The 17,260-nt window shown below is 42.9% G+C and carries 19 protein-coding genes; 12 read left to right on the forward strand and 7 right to left on the reverse strand.

All coding sequences use genetic code 11. The features are described from left to right. The first annotated feature begins 302 nt into the window (after positions 1-302). Positions 303-2,456: a fatty acid oxidation complex subunit alpha FadB gene (gene fadB, locus ACE3PQ_RS00625; RefSeq protein ID WP_374294246.1), complete on the forward strand. Its 2,154-nt coding sequence runs from the start codon at positions 303-305 to the stop codon at positions 2,454-2,456. 12 nt (positions 2,457-2,468) lie between these two features. After that, positions 2,469-3,641, forward strand: a complete 1,173-nt coding sequence (gene fadA / locus ACE3PQ_RS00630; protein ID WP_374294248.1) for an acetyl-CoA C-acyltransferase FadA — start codon at positions 2,469-2,471, stop codon at positions 3,639-3,641. Positions 3,642-3,720: 79 nt separating this feature from the next. Here fadA and ACE3PQ_RS00635 read toward each other — a convergent pair whose 3' ends face one another. From ACE3PQ_RS00635 to ACE3PQ_RS00650, 4 genes are all read right to left on the reverse strand, one after another. Next, positions 3,721-4,254: a hypothetical protein gene (locus ACE3PQ_RS00635; protein WP_374294250.1), complete on the reverse strand. Its 534-nt coding sequence runs from the start codon at positions 4,252-4,254 to the stop codon at positions 3,721-3,723. A gap of 143 nt (positions 4,255-4,397) precedes the next feature. Further along, complete coding sequence (locus tag ACE3PQ_RS00640) at positions 4,398-5,126, reverse strand: HIRAN domain-containing protein (RefSeq protein ID WP_374294252.1); 729 nt, start codon at positions 5,124-5,126, stop codon at positions 4,398-4,400. A gap of 25 nt (positions 5,127-5,151) precedes the next feature. After that, positions 5,152-5,613 carry a hypothetical protein gene (locus ACE3PQ_RS00645; RefSeq protein ID WP_374294254.1) on the reverse strand — a complete coding sequence of 154 codons (462 nt, stop codon included), beginning with the start codon at positions 5,611-5,613 and terminating at the stop codon, positions 5,152-5,154. Continuing rightward, positions 5,613-6,083 (reverse strand): hypothetical protein, encoded by a 471-nt coding sequence (locus ACE3PQ_RS00650; protein ID WP_374294256.1) that lies wholly within the window; start codon positions 6,081-6,083, stop codon positions 5,613-5,615. The genes ACE3PQ_RS00645 and ACE3PQ_RS00650 overlap by 1 nt, the downstream gene beginning before the upstream one ends. 197 nt (positions 6,084-6,280) lie before the next feature. On the opposite strand from ACE3PQ_RS00650, the gene ACE3PQ_RS00655 reads away from it, so the two are divergent. Next, entirely contained in the window at positions 6,281-6,976 is a 696-nt protein-coding gene (locus ACE3PQ_RS00655) for a DsbA family protein (protein ID WP_374294258.1), read from the forward strand. A gap of 93 nt (positions 6,977-7,069) precedes the next feature. Here ACE3PQ_RS00655 and ACE3PQ_RS00660 read toward each other — a convergent pair whose 3' ends face one another. The 3 genes from ACE3PQ_RS00660 to ACE3PQ_RS00670 are packed head-to-tail and all read right to left on the reverse strand — an operon-like array spanning position 7,070 to position 9,147. Beyond that, positions 7,070-7,882, reverse strand: coding sequence for a metal ABC transporter permease (locus tag ACE3PQ_RS00660; RefSeq protein ID WP_374294260.1), 813 nt, complete (start codon positions 7,880-7,882; stop codon positions 7,070-7,072). A gap of 3 nt (positions 7,883-7,885) precedes the next feature. Then, a complete protein-coding gene (locus ACE3PQ_RS00665; RefSeq protein WP_374294360.1) occupies positions 7,886-8,656 on the reverse strand; it encodes an ATP-binding cassette domain-containing protein in 771 nt (256 codons plus the stop codon). Then, positions 8,653-9,147 carry a transcriptional repressor gene (locus ACE3PQ_RS00670; RefSeq protein ID WP_374294262.1) on the reverse strand — a complete coding sequence of 165 codons (495 nt, stop codon included), beginning with the start codon at positions 9,145-9,147 and terminating at the stop codon, positions 8,653-8,655. The genes ACE3PQ_RS00665 and ACE3PQ_RS00670 overlap by 4 nt, the downstream gene beginning before the upstream one ends. Positions 9,148-9,286: 139 nt before the next feature. Between ACE3PQ_RS00670 and ACE3PQ_RS00675 the strand changes: the two genes are divergently transcribed. The 9 genes from ACE3PQ_RS00675 (at position 9,287) to atpD (ending at position 17,231) form a co-directional block, all read left to right on the forward strand. Next, positions 9,287-10,183 carry a metal ABC transporter substrate-binding protein gene (locus ACE3PQ_RS00675; protein WP_374294264.1) on the forward strand — a complete coding sequence of 299 codons (897 nt, stop codon included), beginning with the start codon at positions 9,287-9,289 and terminating at the stop codon, positions 10,181-10,183. Positions 10,184-10,500: 317 nt separating this feature from the next. Beyond that, the gene (locus ACE3PQ_RS00680; RefSeq protein ID WP_374294266.1) at positions 10,501-10,893 is read left to right on the forward strand and encodes an ATP synthase subunit I; all 393 of its coding nucleotides are present in this window, start codon (positions 10,501-10,503) and stop codon (positions 10,891-10,893) included. A 100-nt stretch (positions 10,894-10,993) separates the two neighbouring features. Then, positions 10,994-11,869, forward strand: a complete 876-nt coding sequence (gene atpB, locus ACE3PQ_RS00685; RefSeq protein ID WP_374294268.1) for a F0F1 ATP synthase subunit A — start codon at positions 10,994-10,996, stop codon at positions 11,867-11,869. A gap of 77 nt (positions 11,870-11,946) precedes the next feature. After that, complete coding sequence (atpE, locus tag ACE3PQ_RS00690; RefSeq protein WP_000424060.1) at positions 11,947-12,192, forward strand: F0F1 ATP synthase subunit C; 246 nt, start codon at positions 11,947-11,949, stop codon at positions 12,190-12,192. 40 nt (positions 12,193-12,232) lie between these two features. After that, positions 12,233-12,703, forward strand: coding sequence for a F0F1 ATP synthase subunit B (locus tag ACE3PQ_RS00695; protein WP_374294272.1), 471 nt, complete (start codon positions 12,233-12,235; stop codon positions 12,701-12,703). A 12-nt stretch (positions 12,704-12,715) separates the two neighbouring features. Beyond that, the gene (locus ACE3PQ_RS00700) at positions 12,716-13,255 is read left to right on the forward strand and encodes a F0F1 ATP synthase subunit delta (RefSeq protein WP_374294274.1); all 540 of its coding nucleotides are present in this window, start codon (positions 12,716-12,718) and stop codon (positions 13,253-13,255) included. A gap of 41 nt (positions 13,256-13,296) precedes the next feature. Further along, positions 13,297-14,841 carry a F0F1 ATP synthase subunit alpha gene (gene atpA / locus ACE3PQ_RS00705; RefSeq protein WP_092619797.1) on the forward strand — a complete coding sequence of 515 codons (1,545 nt, stop codon included), beginning with the start codon at positions 13,297-13,299 and terminating at the stop codon, positions 14,839-14,841. Between the two features lie 94 nt (positions 14,842-14,935). Further along, a complete protein-coding gene (atpG, locus tag ACE3PQ_RS00710; RefSeq protein WP_374294277.1) occupies positions 14,936-15,805 on the forward strand; it encodes a F0F1 ATP synthase subunit gamma in 870 nt (289 codons plus the stop codon). A gap of 31 nt (positions 15,806-15,836) precedes the next feature. Further along, positions 15,837-17,231 carry a F0F1 ATP synthase subunit beta gene (gene atpD / locus ACE3PQ_RS00715; protein ID WP_374294279.1) on the forward strand — a complete coding sequence of 465 codons (1,395 nt, stop codon included), beginning with the start codon at positions 15,837-15,839 and terminating at the stop codon, positions 17,229-17,231. Positions 17,232-17,260 lie beyond the last annotated feature (29 nt).

Consider the following 17,260-nt stretch of genomic DNA (forward strand, 5'->3'; position numbering starts at 1 on the left):
AAATTAGGGAGAGAAAGGGCGTATTTTAATCATTCCTAAACAAAATACCAATGATTGTATTTTTTGCTACGAAGATTTCGGCAAAGCTTTGAGGCGCTACAGAAAAATTAGAACATGAATTCACTTTAAATTTAGTGCTTTTGCGACAACAAAAGCCTAAGATTGATGACGCTTGCGTCACGCCTTGATACAACTTGTATTTTAAATTTTAGATATAGTTAGCGTAAGATGTGCAAAGCGTCATGCGCCCTGCGTATGACAATGAAATTCAACATAAGTCCTCCAAAACAAGGAGATCAGGCATGATCCACAATGGCAATGCCATTACCGTCCAATTACTTTCGGATGGAATTGCAGAACTACGCTTTGATTTACAGGGCGAGTCAGTAAACAAATTCAACAATGTCACTATGCAAGACCTCAAGGCTGCGACTGACGCAATCAAAGCGAACAGTGAAGTTAAAGGTTTGATCGTGACCAGTGGTAAACCAGTATTCATCGTTGGTGCAGACATCACAGAGTTTGGTGCTTACTTCTCTTCAGGTGCAGAAAAAATTGCAGACATCACCATGGATGCGCATGCGATTTTCAATGCTTTTGAAGATTTGGATATTCCAAAAGTGGTTGCGATCAATGGCATCGCTTTGGGCGGTGGTTTTGAACTTTGCTTGGCATGTGACTACCGTATTATGTCTACAGCTGCGCAAGTTGGTCTGCCTGAAGTTAAACTGGGTATCTTCCCAGGTTACGGTGGTACAGTACGTTTGACGCGTGTGATCGGTATCGACAATGCACTTGAGTGGATTGGTACAGGCGCACAGAAAAAACCGGCAGCTGCACTGAAAGATGGCGCAGTTGATGCGGTTGTTGCACCTGAGCAACTGCAAGATGCAGCGATCGACTTGGTGAAAAAAGCACTTTCTGGCGAGCTTGATTGGAAAGCAAAACGTCAAGAAAAACTTGATCCAGTGAAATTGAACCAAATCGAACAAATGATGGCGTTCAACTCAGCCAAAGGTGTAGTTCTTGCAAAAGCAAATCCTGCACAATATCCTGCGCCAAAACTTGCGATTGACTCAATCCAAGCGTCTGCAAACCAAACACGTGACGAAGCAGTAAAAACTGAAGCGAAATTCTTCGGTCAAGCAGCGTCTACGCCACAAGCAGAAGCATTGATTGGTCTATTCTTAAATGATCAGTTGGTGAAAAAGACTTCTAAAAAATATGAGCAAGGTGCGCATCCTGTAAACCAAGCGGCTGTATTAGGCGCTGGGATCATGGGTGGCGGTATTGCTTACCAAGCGGCAAGCAAAGGCACACCAATTATCATGAAAGATATTGGTAATCCACAGCTTGCACTCGGTATGAAAGAAGCGAATGGCTTGCTTACCAAGCAAGTTGAGCGCAAAAAATTAAAGCCTGCGCAAATGGGTGAAACTCTTGCACGTATCCGTCCGACATTGAGCTATGACGAGTTCAAAGAAGTCGATATCGTGATCGAAGCGGTGACTGAAAATCCAAAAGTCAAAGGTATCGTCCTTGCTGAAACTGAAAAAAATGTTCGTGACAACACGATCATTGCTTCAAATACTTCAACAATTTCAATCACACGTTTGGCTGAAAACCTACAACGTCCTGAAAACTTTGTGGGTATGCACTTCTTCAATCCAGTGCACATGATGCCATTGGTAGAAGTGATCCGTGGTGAGAAAACTTCACCAGAAGCGATTGCGACCACAGTTGTTCTTGCTCAGAAAATGGGTAAAACCCCAATCGTTGTCAACGACTGCCCAGGTTTCCTTGTAAACCGTGTATTGTTCCCTTACTTTGGTGCGTTCAACCTTCTTCTTAAAGATGGTGCGGACTTCCAACAAGTGGACAAAGTCATGGAGAAATTCGGCTGGCCTATGGGTCCTGCTTACTTGATCGACGTAGTTGGTATCGACACGGGTGTTCATGGTGCAGAAGTGATGGCAGAAGGTTTCCCTGATCGTATGAAGCCTGACTTCAAAGGTGCGATCGAAATCATGTATGAAAACAAACGTCTTGGTCAAAAAAATGACGTTGGTTTCTACAAGTATGAACTTGATCGTAAAGGCAAGAAATCGAAAACCGTCGATCCAACAGCATATGAACTTGTAGCATCAATGGCGACCACTGAAAAGCACGAGTTTGATAACCAAGAAATCATTGACCGTATGATGCTGACTTTCTGTAACGAAACGGTTCGTTGCTTAGAAGACAACATCGTTGCAACTGCGGCAGAAGCAGATATGGCGATGATCATGGGTGTAGGCTTCCCACCATTCCGTGGTGGTCCATGCCGTTACATCGATCAAACAGGTGTTGCTGAATACGTTGCGCTTTGCGACAAATATGCACACTTAGGTAAGGCTTATGAAGCGCCACAAATGTTGCGTGACATGGCTGCAAACAACAAAAAATTCTACGGTTAAGGAGCAACGTGAATGGCTACTTTAAATCCACGTGACGTTGTCATCGTTGATGGTGTACGTTCAGCAATGGGTAAAACCAAAAACGGTATGTTCCGCAATGTTCGTGCAGATAACTTATCTGCTGAATTGGTACGTGCGCTCGTTGCACGTAACGAATTTGATACCAATGAAGTTGAAGATGTGATTTGGGGCTGTGTTAACCAAACGCTTGAACAAGGTATGAACATTGGTCGTAATATCGTATTGTTGGCTGATCTTCCAAAAACTGTTGCAGGTCAAACGGTGAACCGTCTTTGCGGTTCATCAATGCAATCGATCCATACTGCTGCAGCGCAAATCGCAACCAATCAAGGTGATGTATTCATCATCGGTGGTGTAGAGCATATGGGTCACGTTGGCATGATGCACGGCATCGACATCAACCCACAAGCATCTAAGCACTATGCAAAAGCATCGAACATGATGGGCTTGACTGCGGAAATGCTCGGTCGTATGAACGGTATCTCTCGTGAAGAGCAAGATGCGTTTGGTGTGGAATCGCATCGTCGTGCATGGGCTGCAACACAAGAAGGTCGCTTCAAAAATGAAATCATTGCGATCGAAGGTCACGACCAAAATGGCTTTTTGCAAAGCTGTGCTATCGACGAAGTGATTCGTCCAGATGCCAACCTTGAAGCATTCCAAGCATTGCGTCCAGTATTCGATCCGAAAGGCGGTACAGTGACGGCGGCAACATCTTCAGCATTGTCTGATGGTGCTTCTGCGATGCTACTCATGTCTGCTGAACGTGCGCAAGCATTAGGCTTGAAGCCACGTGCTGTGATTCGCTCGATGGCGGTTGCAGGTTGTGATGCGGCGATCATGGGTTATGGTCCTGTTCCTGCAACACAAAAAGCATTGAAGCGTGCTGGCTTGACGATGGACGACATTCAAACGATTGAATTGAATGAAGCATTTGCTGCACAAGGTCTATCAGTCATGAAAGGCTTAAATATCTACGACAAACAAGACATCATTAACTTGAATGGTGGTGCGATTGCGCTTGGTCACCCATTGGGCTGTTCTGGTGCACGTATCACCACAACATTGCTCAACGTGATGGAGCAACAAGATACACAAATCGGTCTTGCGACCATGTGTATCGGGCTTGGTCAAGGTATTGCTACCATTATCGAACGTGTTTAATTGCTAAATTAAATACATAAAAAAATCCCCGCCAAGTGCGGGGATTTTTTTGAAATGTAAAATATGAGCGTAAAAACCACTAACGGTTGTTGAAACTATCTCTTAGCTGTTGTTGTAGTCTGATTAGGTCACCATTTTTATTAAGCTCATTTACGATATTTTGATTAAAGTTGATTTCCATCGTGCCATTACGAATAGTGTCAATATTATTGCGATTGATGTCTAAGGTATTGAGTATTTCAAAAGCGCCATTGGTTGGGTCTGATGATTGAAAGCCACTGGCGACTGCTAAAATATATTGTTGTACAAATGGTGAATATTGGCTCATATCAGGTATGACGGTATTGGGAATATAGTTCATCGCAATACTGGCATTTTCACTCATTACCTTATTTTGCATATCAGTTTCGAGCTTATAGATTTTATGGCGCAACGCTTCTTTGACATCTTCATCTTCTTGATAAGGAAGAATACCAACATCTTCTTCACGAAGCTCTTCTTCTGCCATGACGGTAATCGTCGGGAGTGAAATAACGTCACTTGCTTGTACCATCAAGGGGAAGCCGAGTGAGGATAATAGAATGAAGGATGGAGAAAATTTTAAAAATTTCATTGGCTTGCTCCAAATTCAACTTTCCATATATACGGAAAAAAGTTGAATCAATCAAAAGCGATAATAAATTTAGCCTACATCAAAGTGTTGTGAAATACTGTATAGCTCTGATAAGCGGTCAATGAAGCATGGATACTATAGTGCTACGAGGTAATGAGTTTAAACTCTTCATTTTCAAAAGCAGCGAAATCGTTGGGCCAAGGTGCACTAATTTCGCATAAGATTTTAAACTGTGCAGGTGCATCAAGGTTTAATTGTGAAATAGTAATATTGATGTCATCAGATGGTAAAAAATGTAATAACTTTTTAAGGTCTTTACACAAGTAATGAGGTAGATAGCCAATTTTTAATCCATCATCTTTGGATAAAATTGTAGCATCGGCATCAACCTGATTACTCACATCAAAACTGAATAAAAGTTGGTCGCCAACAGCTAAGTATTGTAGATTTCGTTTTTCTTCAAGTGTTAAGTAGTTGATACTGCTAACAAAGAATTTTACTTTGTAGTACCCATTTTCATTTTTTGGTTCGTTGACGATCCTGAAATGGTCTGTTTTCTTTTCACCTCCAGAAATCGCCAATAGCTCTAAATAATCTTTGGTACAAGATGATAACCCAGACCATTCAAACATACTATCGTGCTCGGGTCTGCTTTCAGGAATCAACCGATTTCTAAAAAAGCTAAATAAATTGGTAGAAGTATATACTTCTTGCTTATCTTCCATATTAGGAAATAACGTAAAGTTTGAATTATTAGCGCCAATAGTATAACTCAATACATATTGGTTATTTTCTTTTTGAGTTAACTTTGCGACAGGATGCCACATTCTAGTATTGGTGGAATCTTGCCACATAACGAAAACACTTTTCATGATGACAATCTCTCTAGTGAATAAGTCAAATTTGGTCATCTAATTCTAACAAATTGGACTTGTTGCATAAAATCAATTTGTAGGTGAAATCTTTTGATGTGTTAGTCATCAAATGCATGGGAACTTTGTCTATTATAGCTTTTATATCATCGTCTGAGATACCTTTCAAAATATTTAGCCATGATTTAGCAGCAATCTTTTCGTAGCCAGCATATTGTTTGAAAGCATCTAATAATTTTAACCATTTTGATTGATTTGTTGATGATGGATCTTGAAACAAAGATTTGGCTTTGAGAACAAACTGAGGAAGTTGTTGTCCTTTATCTTTTGATGTCATCCGACTATTTTTCTCAACATCGTTAACATTTCTTGCCAAGCTTGCCCTATGATCGTAGCTCGGGGCAAGGTGTTTAACCCCTTTAAGGGTAATAACTGAACCCCAGTTCTCATTGTGTCTATCTTGATTTGAAATCAAGGTGTCAAACATCAAGTAACCAACAAAAAATTCACTCGCTGTTTTAATGTGTGGAAGGCTATCGAATCCAATGGGCTTGTTGATAATGGTTTTACACATAATTTGATGGACGTCTCTAATATATTGAATATTTGGATTATCCAATTAGGCGTATTCAGCAAACCCTCAAGAAGTTCATTGCCTAATATAAGTTGCTCGCCTCTTTGGGTGATGAAGTTATCAGTAATAACACCTCTTTTTCCTTTAAAAACAGCTAGTTCATAGTGAGCATGAGGTAATCTGAGGAGTTGAGCTAACTCACAGGATATTTTTTCAGCCCAATCCTCCCCAAATCTATCACCTGTTTTAGATTGAATGCTTTTAAAAAGAAATGATTGCCCATTTTCCGTATACCAAAACTTACTTTTAGTGCCTATCTGCTCTAAAGTGTCTGACTCAACTTTAGAAATATCAAATACAGGATAAAAACAATCATTAGACATATCTTATCTCAAAATTTATTTATTGGTAGTGTAGGGCGACGCTAGCTGTCGCCAAGTTTATTGGTGGTATAAAATTAAGACATTAAATTTCACTCTATAACAACTAGCAAGAAGTTTGTCAAAGATATTAAGATAAAGCCTTTAAAAACCAAATTCCAACCTTATCTATCCCTTAACAATGAGATTTGAGAAAAGTCATGCGTGTAGATATTTGGTCGGATGTGGTATGTCCATTTTGTTATATCGGTAAGAAACGCTTAGAAAAAGCCGCTGAACAAGCAGGTGTTGAGCTTGAAGTGCATTGGCATAGTTTTCAGCTCGATGCAGATGCACCAAAACGTCAGGAGATTTCCAATTCAGAGCGATTGGCACAGAAATACGGGCGCAGTCTTGCAGAGGTAGAAGGGATGCAGCGCAACATCGCTGAGATGGCAAAAGCGGAAGGCATTGAATTCAATTGGCAAAATGCCAACTCAGGCAATACCTTAGATGCACATCGCATTATCCATTTGGCACAAAGCAAAGGTCTGGGCTCAGAAGCGAAAGAGGCCTTTTTCTATAGCTATATGACTGATGGTTTGGCGATCGGTGAGCGTGAAACCTTAGAAGATGTGGCAGCACGGATTGGCTTGAATCCTGTGGAAGTCGATGATGTGCTGGACTCGGATGAATATGCCGACTTTGTCAAATTCGATGAAGCGACTGCACGTGATCAGCTCAATGTCACAGGCGTACCATTTTTTGTATTTGATCAGCGTATTGCTTTATCAGGTGCACAGCCGACGGAAGTGTTTGTACAAGTTTTGAAAAAGGCTTTAGAACCAGTTGATACGAATACTGAAACGAATCAGGCAGAACAATGTGATGATACGCAGTGTGCGCCTAAGCAATAATTGCAGATCAAACAATCGATTAATATAAAAAAGACCAGTTCGCATGAGTTGGTCTTTTGCTTTGAAATTTTGCTTTTAAATAGATGCTAAGCGTTAAGCCAATGATTTCGATTTAAACCACACTTTTTGACTGATAAACACGACTGCAAAAAGCACCGACATGGTCAATACGATGCTCAGCCCAGTGGCAATATCGAGCCATGCACTACTCCATAAGCCAACGGTAATTGCCAACTCTGCAAGGATAAATGCCCAAATCACCATTTGTCGTGGCGAATGTGCAAGAAGTCGTGCAGTGAGCGCAGGAATCACCAGTAATGCACCCATCAGCAAGGAGCCAACCACTTTAAGTGCAATCACGGTAAATAGTGCAAGCACACCCATGAAAATCAGCCGTTGCCAACCTGCATGAATGCCTTCACTTTGGGCAATGTCTGAGGCGAGAGCAAGGCGCAACTGCGAACGCCAGTAATAGGCGAGAATTGCGCCTGCACATAAAATCGTAACGATTAAAGCAGGTAGGCTTTGCCACGTCACTGTCAGTAAATCACCGAAAAGATAGCTCATCAGCTCAGGACGCAAAGTTGGCAATTGTTGAATCAGCAATAAACCACTACACAGCAAAGTCGCCGAGCATAACGCCAGCAAGGCATCATTGGGTAAACGGCGGTCATGCAAAAACCATAAGATACCCACCAAAATCACCGCTAACAGCGACACACCAAGCCAAATCGGTAGGCTGAGCAAACCTGCAATCGCCACACCGAGCAAAGTGCCGTGTGCCATCGTGTCGGCAAAAAATGACATGCGACGCCACAACATCAGACAACCCAATGGCGCAGTTAAAAAGGGCAATACACAGCCCATCAACCATGCAGGTGCAAGTAAAATCAGCCACTCATACATGGATTACGGCTCCGCTTCGGGATGGATGTGAGGATGTGGAATGTGTAGACACGGCTCGGCGTGATCACCATGTGCACAGTGGTCATGATGATGCTGATAAGGCACACGTTGCTGACCGAAGATCGCCACATACTCAGGATGTTTTTGAATGTTTTCAGGTGTGCCCGTACAGCAGATATGATGATTCAGGCAGATCACACGTTGCGTGCCTTGCATCACCCATTGCAAATCATGGGATACCATCAATACCGCACAGCCGAGCGTAGTTGGCAAGGTGCGCACATAGGCATACAATTCTTCTTCAGACTGAATATCCAAGCCTTGCATCGGTTCATCTAAAACCAAAAGCTGTGGCTTACGCAATAAGGCACGTGCTAATAACACACGTTGTCGCTCACCACCTGATAATTGTTGTAGCGCAGTCGATTGCAAATTGGCGATGCCAGTATCTTGGATAATTTGCGCTTTATAGGAGTGATCACATTTTTCCAAAGCCAATAAATCTTTGACTCGCATCGGCAGGCTTTCTGAAGGATGAAACTTCTGAGGCACATACGCCATTTTCAAGTTGCGCTGATACGTCACTTGTCCTTGATCTGCTTTACTAATGCCGAGCAAGACTTTAATTAATGTTGATTTGCCTGCGCCATTGGGTCCAACTAAGGTGACGATTTCATGCGGATAAATGTGCAAATCGACATTTTTAAGCACCTGCCGACCTGAAAAGCTGACATTGATTTGATTTAACTGCACTAGTGGCGCATAGTCACTCATTGACATTGTTGACACATTCCAGAGATTTCAATGACGCTGTTTTGTGCTTGAAAATGCCCTTGATCAGCAATACTTTTTAGTTGATCAAATAGGTCATTGGCAGAGGTTTCTTTGACGCTATGACAATTTTGACAGATCAGGAAAGCCGCCTGATGTCCTTCACGAGGATGACAACAAGGGATAAAGGCATTGATCGAAGTTAGGCGATGTACAAAGCCATGCTCTAATAAAAATTCTAAACTACGATACACCGTAGGCGGTGCAGCAGGGCGTTCATTGCTATTTTTCAGTTTTGCGAGCAGATCATATGCACCGATCGGCGCTTTTGCAGAAAGAATCAGGCACAGCACTTCTTTACGAAGTGGCGTCAGACGTGCGCTTGCTTCATCACAGATTTGCTCGGCTTGTTTGATGCGCTCATTGATGCTGCCATGTTCATGCACGCCGTGTAGGCGATCGTCATCATGATGCGTATGCGAGCATGTGTTCACAGATATTCCCCGAAACTTTAAAAATAAAAATGGACTTCAGCTAAACAAAAAAGTGTAAAGAGAAATCGCAAGCAAATAATAGTGTAAAAAATAGCATATCGTTATATTATAACGCTAGTTTTAATTTGGGTAATTTGTTGTGCGTATCGTTCAATCTCTCGTTTTTGTGCTGTTTTTCTCATTGTTGATGCCGTCATTGGCGTGCTCTAAAGATATTTCCAATGATAAAGATTTAGATGATAAAAAATCTACTGTTAGTGGCTTGGTGCTTTCAACCTATCCTTTATATTTGATTGCCAAAGATGTGACTAAAGGTGTTGAAGAGCCGACTTTACTACTCAGCCCACAACAGACAGGGCATGACGTACAAATTACCCCGAAAACTCGTCAACTTGCGACTCAGGCCGAGCTTATTTTATGGTTTGGTGTACAGCATGAAGCCCCATTACAAAAACTATTGGGTACACAAAAAAATGCAATTTCTGTACTGGATAGTCATTTGATGCAAACATTGCCGATGCGTGATGTCAAAGGGCAACCGATCGCCAATAGTCTTGATACGCATGTTTGGTTAGAGCCAAATAATGCGATTCGAATTGCTTTCTTTATCGCCTCATTACGTTCACAGCAACATCCAGAATATAAAACGACGTATTGGAAAAATGCACAACAATTTTCAAAACGGATGTTAGATGCCACTCGACTGGCAAGCAATGGTCGAAAATTGCGCCACTATTGGGCATTTCATGATGCCTTTCAATATCTTGAACGTGCGATGGATTTGAAATATTCAGGGGCGTTGAGTGCAGATCATGAGCAAGCACCAACCATTGCGCAGATCAAATATTTAAATGATCAGCGTCCACAACACACGATGTGCTTAATTCTTGGGCATGGTGCAAGTGACAATGTGGTGCAACGCTTAAAGCCAGTGAATACCATTGAAGTGAATGAAAGCATGTCAGATCAGAAAGATTTTGTCACAGCTTGGTTAAAATTGGCGAATGCTGTACAACAATGTCTGCCTCGTCACTAAAAGAAGGGCTTTGATCACTACAAAACTGTTTTCACAGTCAAAAAATCCATTTTTGTCATCATTATTTCGTATAGTGTTCCTTAAAATACTCGGGTGTTGTCAAAAAACGGTAAAAATTAACTAGCCCTTCTTCGGATAAAGATTGCATGTTATGGGGTGTAACTCTATAATGCCTCCGATTAATAACAATCATTCACGAATCCTTGTTGATTTTGACCAGTTTGGGATAAATCAGACAATCTGCAAAGAGATGATTGCGAATTTGTTACTGAAGTTAAAGTGTTATAGCTACAGAGAGCTACAGAGATAAAGAAGTAATGCGCCGATCTCCACAACTTGTTGATCGTCGATTGGCAAAGGCTTTGGCTGTATTGCAAGCGATGATGATTCCAGTTGCAGCGTTATTGGCTTGGCTAATACACGATGTGACTGCTGCAAAAAGTGCAGCATTGGGCGCATTGGTCTATTGGTTTGCAAGTAGTTATTTCGCGTGGCAGGCGTTTCGATCTTCTGGAGCACGAGCGTCAAGGCAGATTCTGAGCAATATGTATCTCGGCTTGATCGGCAAATTTGTGATCGTGGTTGTTGGTTTGATATTGATTTTAAGCTGTGTTTCACCAATATCTATGGTGGCGGTTTTAGGTGGGTTCTTGCTTGTGCAAGCTATGTCATGGGTGGCGCCGTTTTGGCTCGCTCGGCATCAAGCCTAACTGCTTTGACAGCGAAAGTATCGTTTTCTTAGAGAGTTGATGTCGTGCAGCGTGCATCGGTTTTCTTTAAATAGTAATTTACATTGACCAGGTGTGATTTATGGCTGCTGAAGAACATGCCCTTACTTCGACTGAGTATATCAAGCACCATTTGACCAATATGACCTATGGCAAAATGCCAGATGGGACATGGAAATTGGCTGAATCGGCTGCTGAAGCTCAGCAAATGGGGTTCACTGCAATTCACTTGGACTCAATGGGTTGGTCTATCGGTCTTGGGATCATCTATTGCTTTATTTTTTGGTTAGTTGCTCGTGCTGCGAATAGTGGCGTGCCAACAAAATTCCAATCAGCAATTGAGATGATTATCGAGTTTGTAGACTCAAGTGTCCGTGATACTTTTCATGGCAAATCACGTTTGATTGCGCCTTTGGCGTTGACCATCTTCGTGTGGATTTTCCTCATGAACCTGATGGATTTGATCCCTGTTGACTGGGTGCCTGTATTGGCTCAGAAAATTGGTGAAAGCGTATTTGGTATGGATCCACATCACGTTTATTTCAAAATCGTCCCTACTACTGACCCGAACATCACTCTAGGGATGTCATTGTCAGTATTTGCGTTGATTCTATTTTATAGTTTCCGTGAAAAAGGCGTGGCAGGTTTTGTAGGTGAGTTGGCACTGAACCCATTTAACCCGAGTAATCCTATCGCTAAGGCGTTATTAATTCCCGTAAACCTTGTTTTGGAATTGGTTACTTTCTTGGCTCGTCCGATTTCATTGGCACTTCGACTGTTTGGTAACATGTATGCGGGTGAGTTGATCTTTATCTTGATCGCTTTACTACCATTTTGGATCCAATGGGCGTTGTCTGTGCCGTGGGCGATTTTCCATATTCTTGTTATCACATTGCAAGCCTTCATTTTCATGATGTTGACCATCGTGTATTTGAGTATGGCGAGCGAAAAACATTAATGGTAATGCCTAGCTACGTGGTGTAGTTGGGCAAATTTTTTATTTAATTGGTATAACCTAACCTCTGAGGAATTATCATGGAACTCACTTTAGGTCTAGTTGCAATCGCATCTGCTATCTTGATCGCTTTCGGTGCTTTGGGTACTGCGATTGGTTTCGGTCTTTTGGGTGGTCGCTTCTTGGAAGCTGTTGCTCGTCAACCAGAATTGGCTCCACAACTTCAAACTCGTATGTTCTTAATCGCGGGTCTTCTTGATGCTGTGCCTATGATCGGTGTTGGTATTGGCTTGTTCTTCATCTTCGCTAATCCATTTGTAGGTTAATCGGCTTAATTCTCAAATTAAACTATTGAGGAATAGCGAAATGAATATCAACCTCACATTGATTGGCCAAGCGATTGCATTTGCGATTTTTGTCGCATTTTGCATGAAGTTTGTTTGGCCACCACTAATCAATGCGATTAGTGAGCGTCAGCGTAAAATTGCTGATGGCTTAAATGCAGCTGAAAAAGCCAAAGCTGATCTTGCCGATGCGCAAGCTCAAGTAAAAGCTGAATTGGATGCAGCAAAAGCACAAGCGGCGCAATTGATCGAACAAGCGAACCGTCGTGCAGCACAATTGGTCGAGGAAGCTCGTACCCAAGCGTCTGCGGAAGGTGAGCGTATTCGCCAACAGGCTCAGGAGTCTGTGGATACTGAGATCAATAGCGCTCGCGAAGCACTACGTCAACAAGTTGCTGCTTTGGCAGTCGATGGTGCAGAGAAGATTCTTGCACAACAAGTTGATGCACAAGCTCACGATGCCATGCTCAAAGAGCTGGCTGCGAAACTTTAAGCGAGGCGAAATATGGCTGAACTCTTGACGTTGGCACGCCCATATGCCAAAGCAGCATTTGCTTATGCGTCTGAGCAAAATGCAGCAGACTCATGGTCTACTGTATTAAGTACGCTCAGTGCGACGGTGCAAGATGAAGCATTTTCCGCTTATATTACTCGCCCAGAATTGACGCCTGCTGAAAAAGTTAAAGCTTTTATCCAAATCCTTGGTGCCGAGCAAACTTCAGTTGCAGTTTCAAACTTTTTGACTTTGCTTGCAGAGAATGATCGTTTGGCATTGCTCCCTGAGATTTCAGCAGAGTATGAATTATTGAAAGCACAAGGTAATAACGCAGTTGACGTTGTTATCGAATCTGCATTCCCACTTTCTGCAGTACAGGAGCAGTTGTTGACGGATCGTTTGGAAAAACGCTTCAACAAATCTGTGAATACCACTGTAGAAGTTAACCCAAGCCTTATCGCTGGGGTGGTGATTCGTGCAGGCGATCAAGTCATCGATGATTCTGCGCTAGACAAGCTTGAAAAAATGCGAACTCGTCTTCTTGCTTAAATCACAAGAATGAACATACAAAGAATTGAGGTAATAGCGCAATGCAACAACTGAATCCATCCGAGATCAGTGCGCTCATTAAACAGCGTATCAGCGATCTGGACACCAGTGCGACCGCGAAAAACGAAGGTACCATCGTCATGGTATCTGACGGTATCGTGCGTATTCACGGCTTGGCAGATGCCATGTACGGTGAGATGATCGAATTTGAAGGCGGCTTATTTGGTATGGCACTGAACCTTGAAGAAGATTCAGTGGGTGCCGTAGTTCTTGGTAACTACTTAGGCTTACAAGAAGGTCAAAAAGCTCGTTGTACTGGTCGTGTACTCGAAGTACCAGTAGGTCCTGAACTTTTAGGTCGTGTCGTGGATGCCTTGGGTAACCCGATCGATGGTAAAGGTCCTATCGATGCAAAAATGACTGATAAAGTTGAAAAGGTAGCACCTGGCGTTATTTGGCGTCAAAGTGTTGATGAGCCTGTACAAACTGGTTATAAATCAGTAGATACCATGATCCCAATCGGTCGTGGACAGCGTGAGTTGATCATTGGTGACCGTCAAACAGGTAAAACTGCAATGGCTGTTGACACCATTATTGCGCAGAAGTCTTCTGGCATTAAATGTGTGTATGTAGCGATTGGTCAAAAACAATCTACGATTGCGAACGTCGTGCGTAAATTAGAAGAAACTGGCGCAATGGCGTACACCACTGTTGTTGCAGCGGCAGCAGCTGATCCTGCAGCGATGCAGTATTTGTCAGCTTACTCTGGCTGTACAATGGGTGAATACTTCCGTGACCGTGGTGAAGATGCGTTGATCATCTATGATGATTTGTCTAAGCAAGCAGTTGCTTACCGTCAAATCTCATTGCTTCTTCGTCGTCCACCAGGTCGTGAAGCGTATCCAGGTGACGTATTCTATCTTCACTCACGTCTTCTTGAGCGTGCTTCTCGTGTATCTGCGGACTATGTTGAGCAGTTCACCAATGGTGAAGTGAAAGGTCAAACTGGTTCATTGACGGCATTGCCAATCATTGAAACCCAAGCAGGTGACGTCTCTGCATTCGTACCAACCAACGTGATTTCGATTACTGATGGTCAGATCTTCCTAGAAACTTCATTGTTTAACTCGGGTATCCGTCCTGCGGTCAACGCTGGTATTTCGGTATCACGTGTTGGTGGTTCTGCACAGACGAAGATCATCAAGAAATTGTCTGGTGGTATCCGTACTGCACTTGCACAGTACCGTGAATTGGCTGCATTTGCGCAGTTTGCTTCTGACCTTGACGAAGCGACTCGTAAGCAACTTGAACACGGTCAACGCGTGACTGAGTTGATGAAGCAAAAGCAATATGCGCCTTACTCAATTGCTGATCAAGCGGTTTCTGTTTATGCGTCGAACGAAGGCTATATGGCTGATGTTCCTGTAAACAAAATCGTTGATTTTGATGCAGCATTGATTGCATATTTCCGCTCTGAAAAAGCTGCATTCATGCAAAATATTGATGAAACTGGTAACTACGACAAAGACATCGAAGCTGAATTTAAAGCAGGTATTGAGAGCTTCAAAGCGACTCAGGCTTACTAATTCATTTTTTAATGATTTGGGTTAGTTAAGTTTGTTTCACGGATCAACCATCGAAAGCCTGTTGATTCAGGTTTTCGAGAATTAGGTTAAGCGTATGGCAAATTTAAAAGAAATTCGCGCCAAAGTAGCTAGTATCAAAAGCACGCAGAAAATTACTCGCGCGATGCAGATGGTAGCAGCTTCTAAGATGCGTCGTGCGCAAGAGCGCATGGCACAAGGTCGCCCGTATGCCGAAAATATGCGCCGTGTAATTGCTCACTTGGTACAAGCCAATCCAGAATACAAACACCGTTATATGGTCGATCGTCCTGTGAAACGCGTTGGTTACATCGTGGTTTCATCGGATCGTGGACTTGCTGGTGGTTTGAACATTAACTTGTTCAAAAAAGTGGTGCAGCATGTACAACAACAACGTGCGCAGTCAATTGAAGTCGAATTTGCTTTAATTGGTCAAAAAGCGGTTTCGTTTTTTAAAAGTTACGGCGGTAAAGTGGTGTGTGCAGCGACCCAGTTGGGTGATGCGCCAGATACGGAACAACTGACAGGTTCGGTTCAAGCGATGCTTGATTCTTATGATAAGGGCGAGATTGATCGCATTTATCTAGTATCAAACCGCTTCATCAATGCGATGACACAAAAACCGACAGTCGATCAACTTGTTCCACTTGCACAAGCTGACGAAAGCGAAGATCTAAACCGTCAATACGGTTGGGATTATCTCTATGAGCCAGAAGCAGAAGAATTGCTCAATGGTTTATTGGTTCGCTATATCGAGTCGATGGTCTATCAGGGTGTGATCGAAAACATCGCCTCTGAGCAGTCTGCACGTATGGTTGCGATGAAAGCAGCAACAGATAATGCGGGTGGATTGATTAGAGATCTACAACTCATCTATAACAAGCTGCGTCAAGCCGCGATTACTCAGGAAATTTCTGAAATCGTTGGCGGTGCCGCTGCCGTTTAACAGTATTTATTTGAATTGAGGAGACAGCAATATGAGTAGCGGTCGTATCATTCAGATCATCGGCGCGGTTATCGACGTCGAGTTTGAACGTAATAGCGTTCCAAAGATCTATGACGCACTTCATGTTGATGGCACTGAGACAACTCTCGAAGTGCAACAACAGCTCGGTGATGGTGTTGTTCGTACCATCGCAATGGGTTCTACTGAAGGTTTGAAACGTGGTCTTCCAGTATCTGATACTGGTGCACCGATTTCAGTACCAGTGGGTACAGCGACACTTGGTCGTATTATGGATGTACTTGGTCGCCCGATCGACGAAGCTGGTCCAGTTGCGACTGAAGATCGTTTGCCGATTCACCGTGAAGCGCCTTCTTATGCTGAACAAGCAGCGTCTACTGACCTTCTAGAAACTGGTATTAAAGTCATCGACTTGCTCTGCCCGTTTGCAAAAGGTGGTAAAGTTGGTCTGTTCGGTGGTGCGGGTGTTGGTAAAACCGTTAACATGATGGAATTGATCAACAACATCGCAAAAGCGCACTCAGGTTTATCTGTATTCGCTGGTGTTGGTGAGCGTACTCGTGAAGGGAATGACTTCTATCACGAAATGAAAGATTCTAACGTTCTTGATAAAGTAGCCATGGTCTACGGTCAGATGAACGAGCCACCGGGTAACCGTCTACGTGTTGCGTTGACAGGTTTGACCATGGCGGAATACTTCCGTGATGAGAAAGATGAAAATGGTAAAGGTCGTGACGTACTACTGTTCGTTGACAACATCTACCGTTATACACTCGCGGGTACAGAAGTATCTGCACTTCTTGGTCGTATGCCATCTGCGGTAGGTTATCAGCCGACACTTGCAGAAGAAATGGGTGTGCTTCAAGAGCGTATTACATCGACGAAGTCTGGTTCGATCACGTCAATCCAAGCGGTATACGTACCTGCCGATGACTTAACCGATCCATCACCTGCAACGACATTCGCCCACTTGGACGCAACAGTTGTATTGAGCCGTGACATCGCATCTTCTGGTATCTATCCAGCGATCGATCCACTTGACTCGACTTCTCGTCAGCTTGATCCTTTGGTAGTTGGTACTGAGCATTATGAAATTGCACGTTCTGTACAGAATGTATTGCAACGTTATAAAGAGCTGAAAGACATCATTGCGATATTGGGTATGGACGAATTGGCTGAAGAAGACAAATTGGTTGTTTACCGTGCACGTAAAATCCAACGTTTCTTCTCTCAACCGTTCCATGTTGCTGAAGTCTTTACTGGTGCGCCAGGTAAACTTGTACCGCTTAAAGAAACCATTCGTGGCTTTAAAGGTCTATTAGCTGGTGAATACGACCATATCCCAGAACAAGCGTTCTATATGGTTGGTGGTATTGACGAAGTGATTGCGAAAGCTGAGAAGCTGTAATTAGCATCTCTAATTAAGGAGGCTATCTT

The organism is Acinetobacter sp., assembly GCF_041911495.1.
In the GTDB taxonomy this organism is placed as follows: Bacteria; Pseudomonadota; Gammaproteobacteria; order Pseudomonadales; family Moraxellaceae; genus Acinetobacter.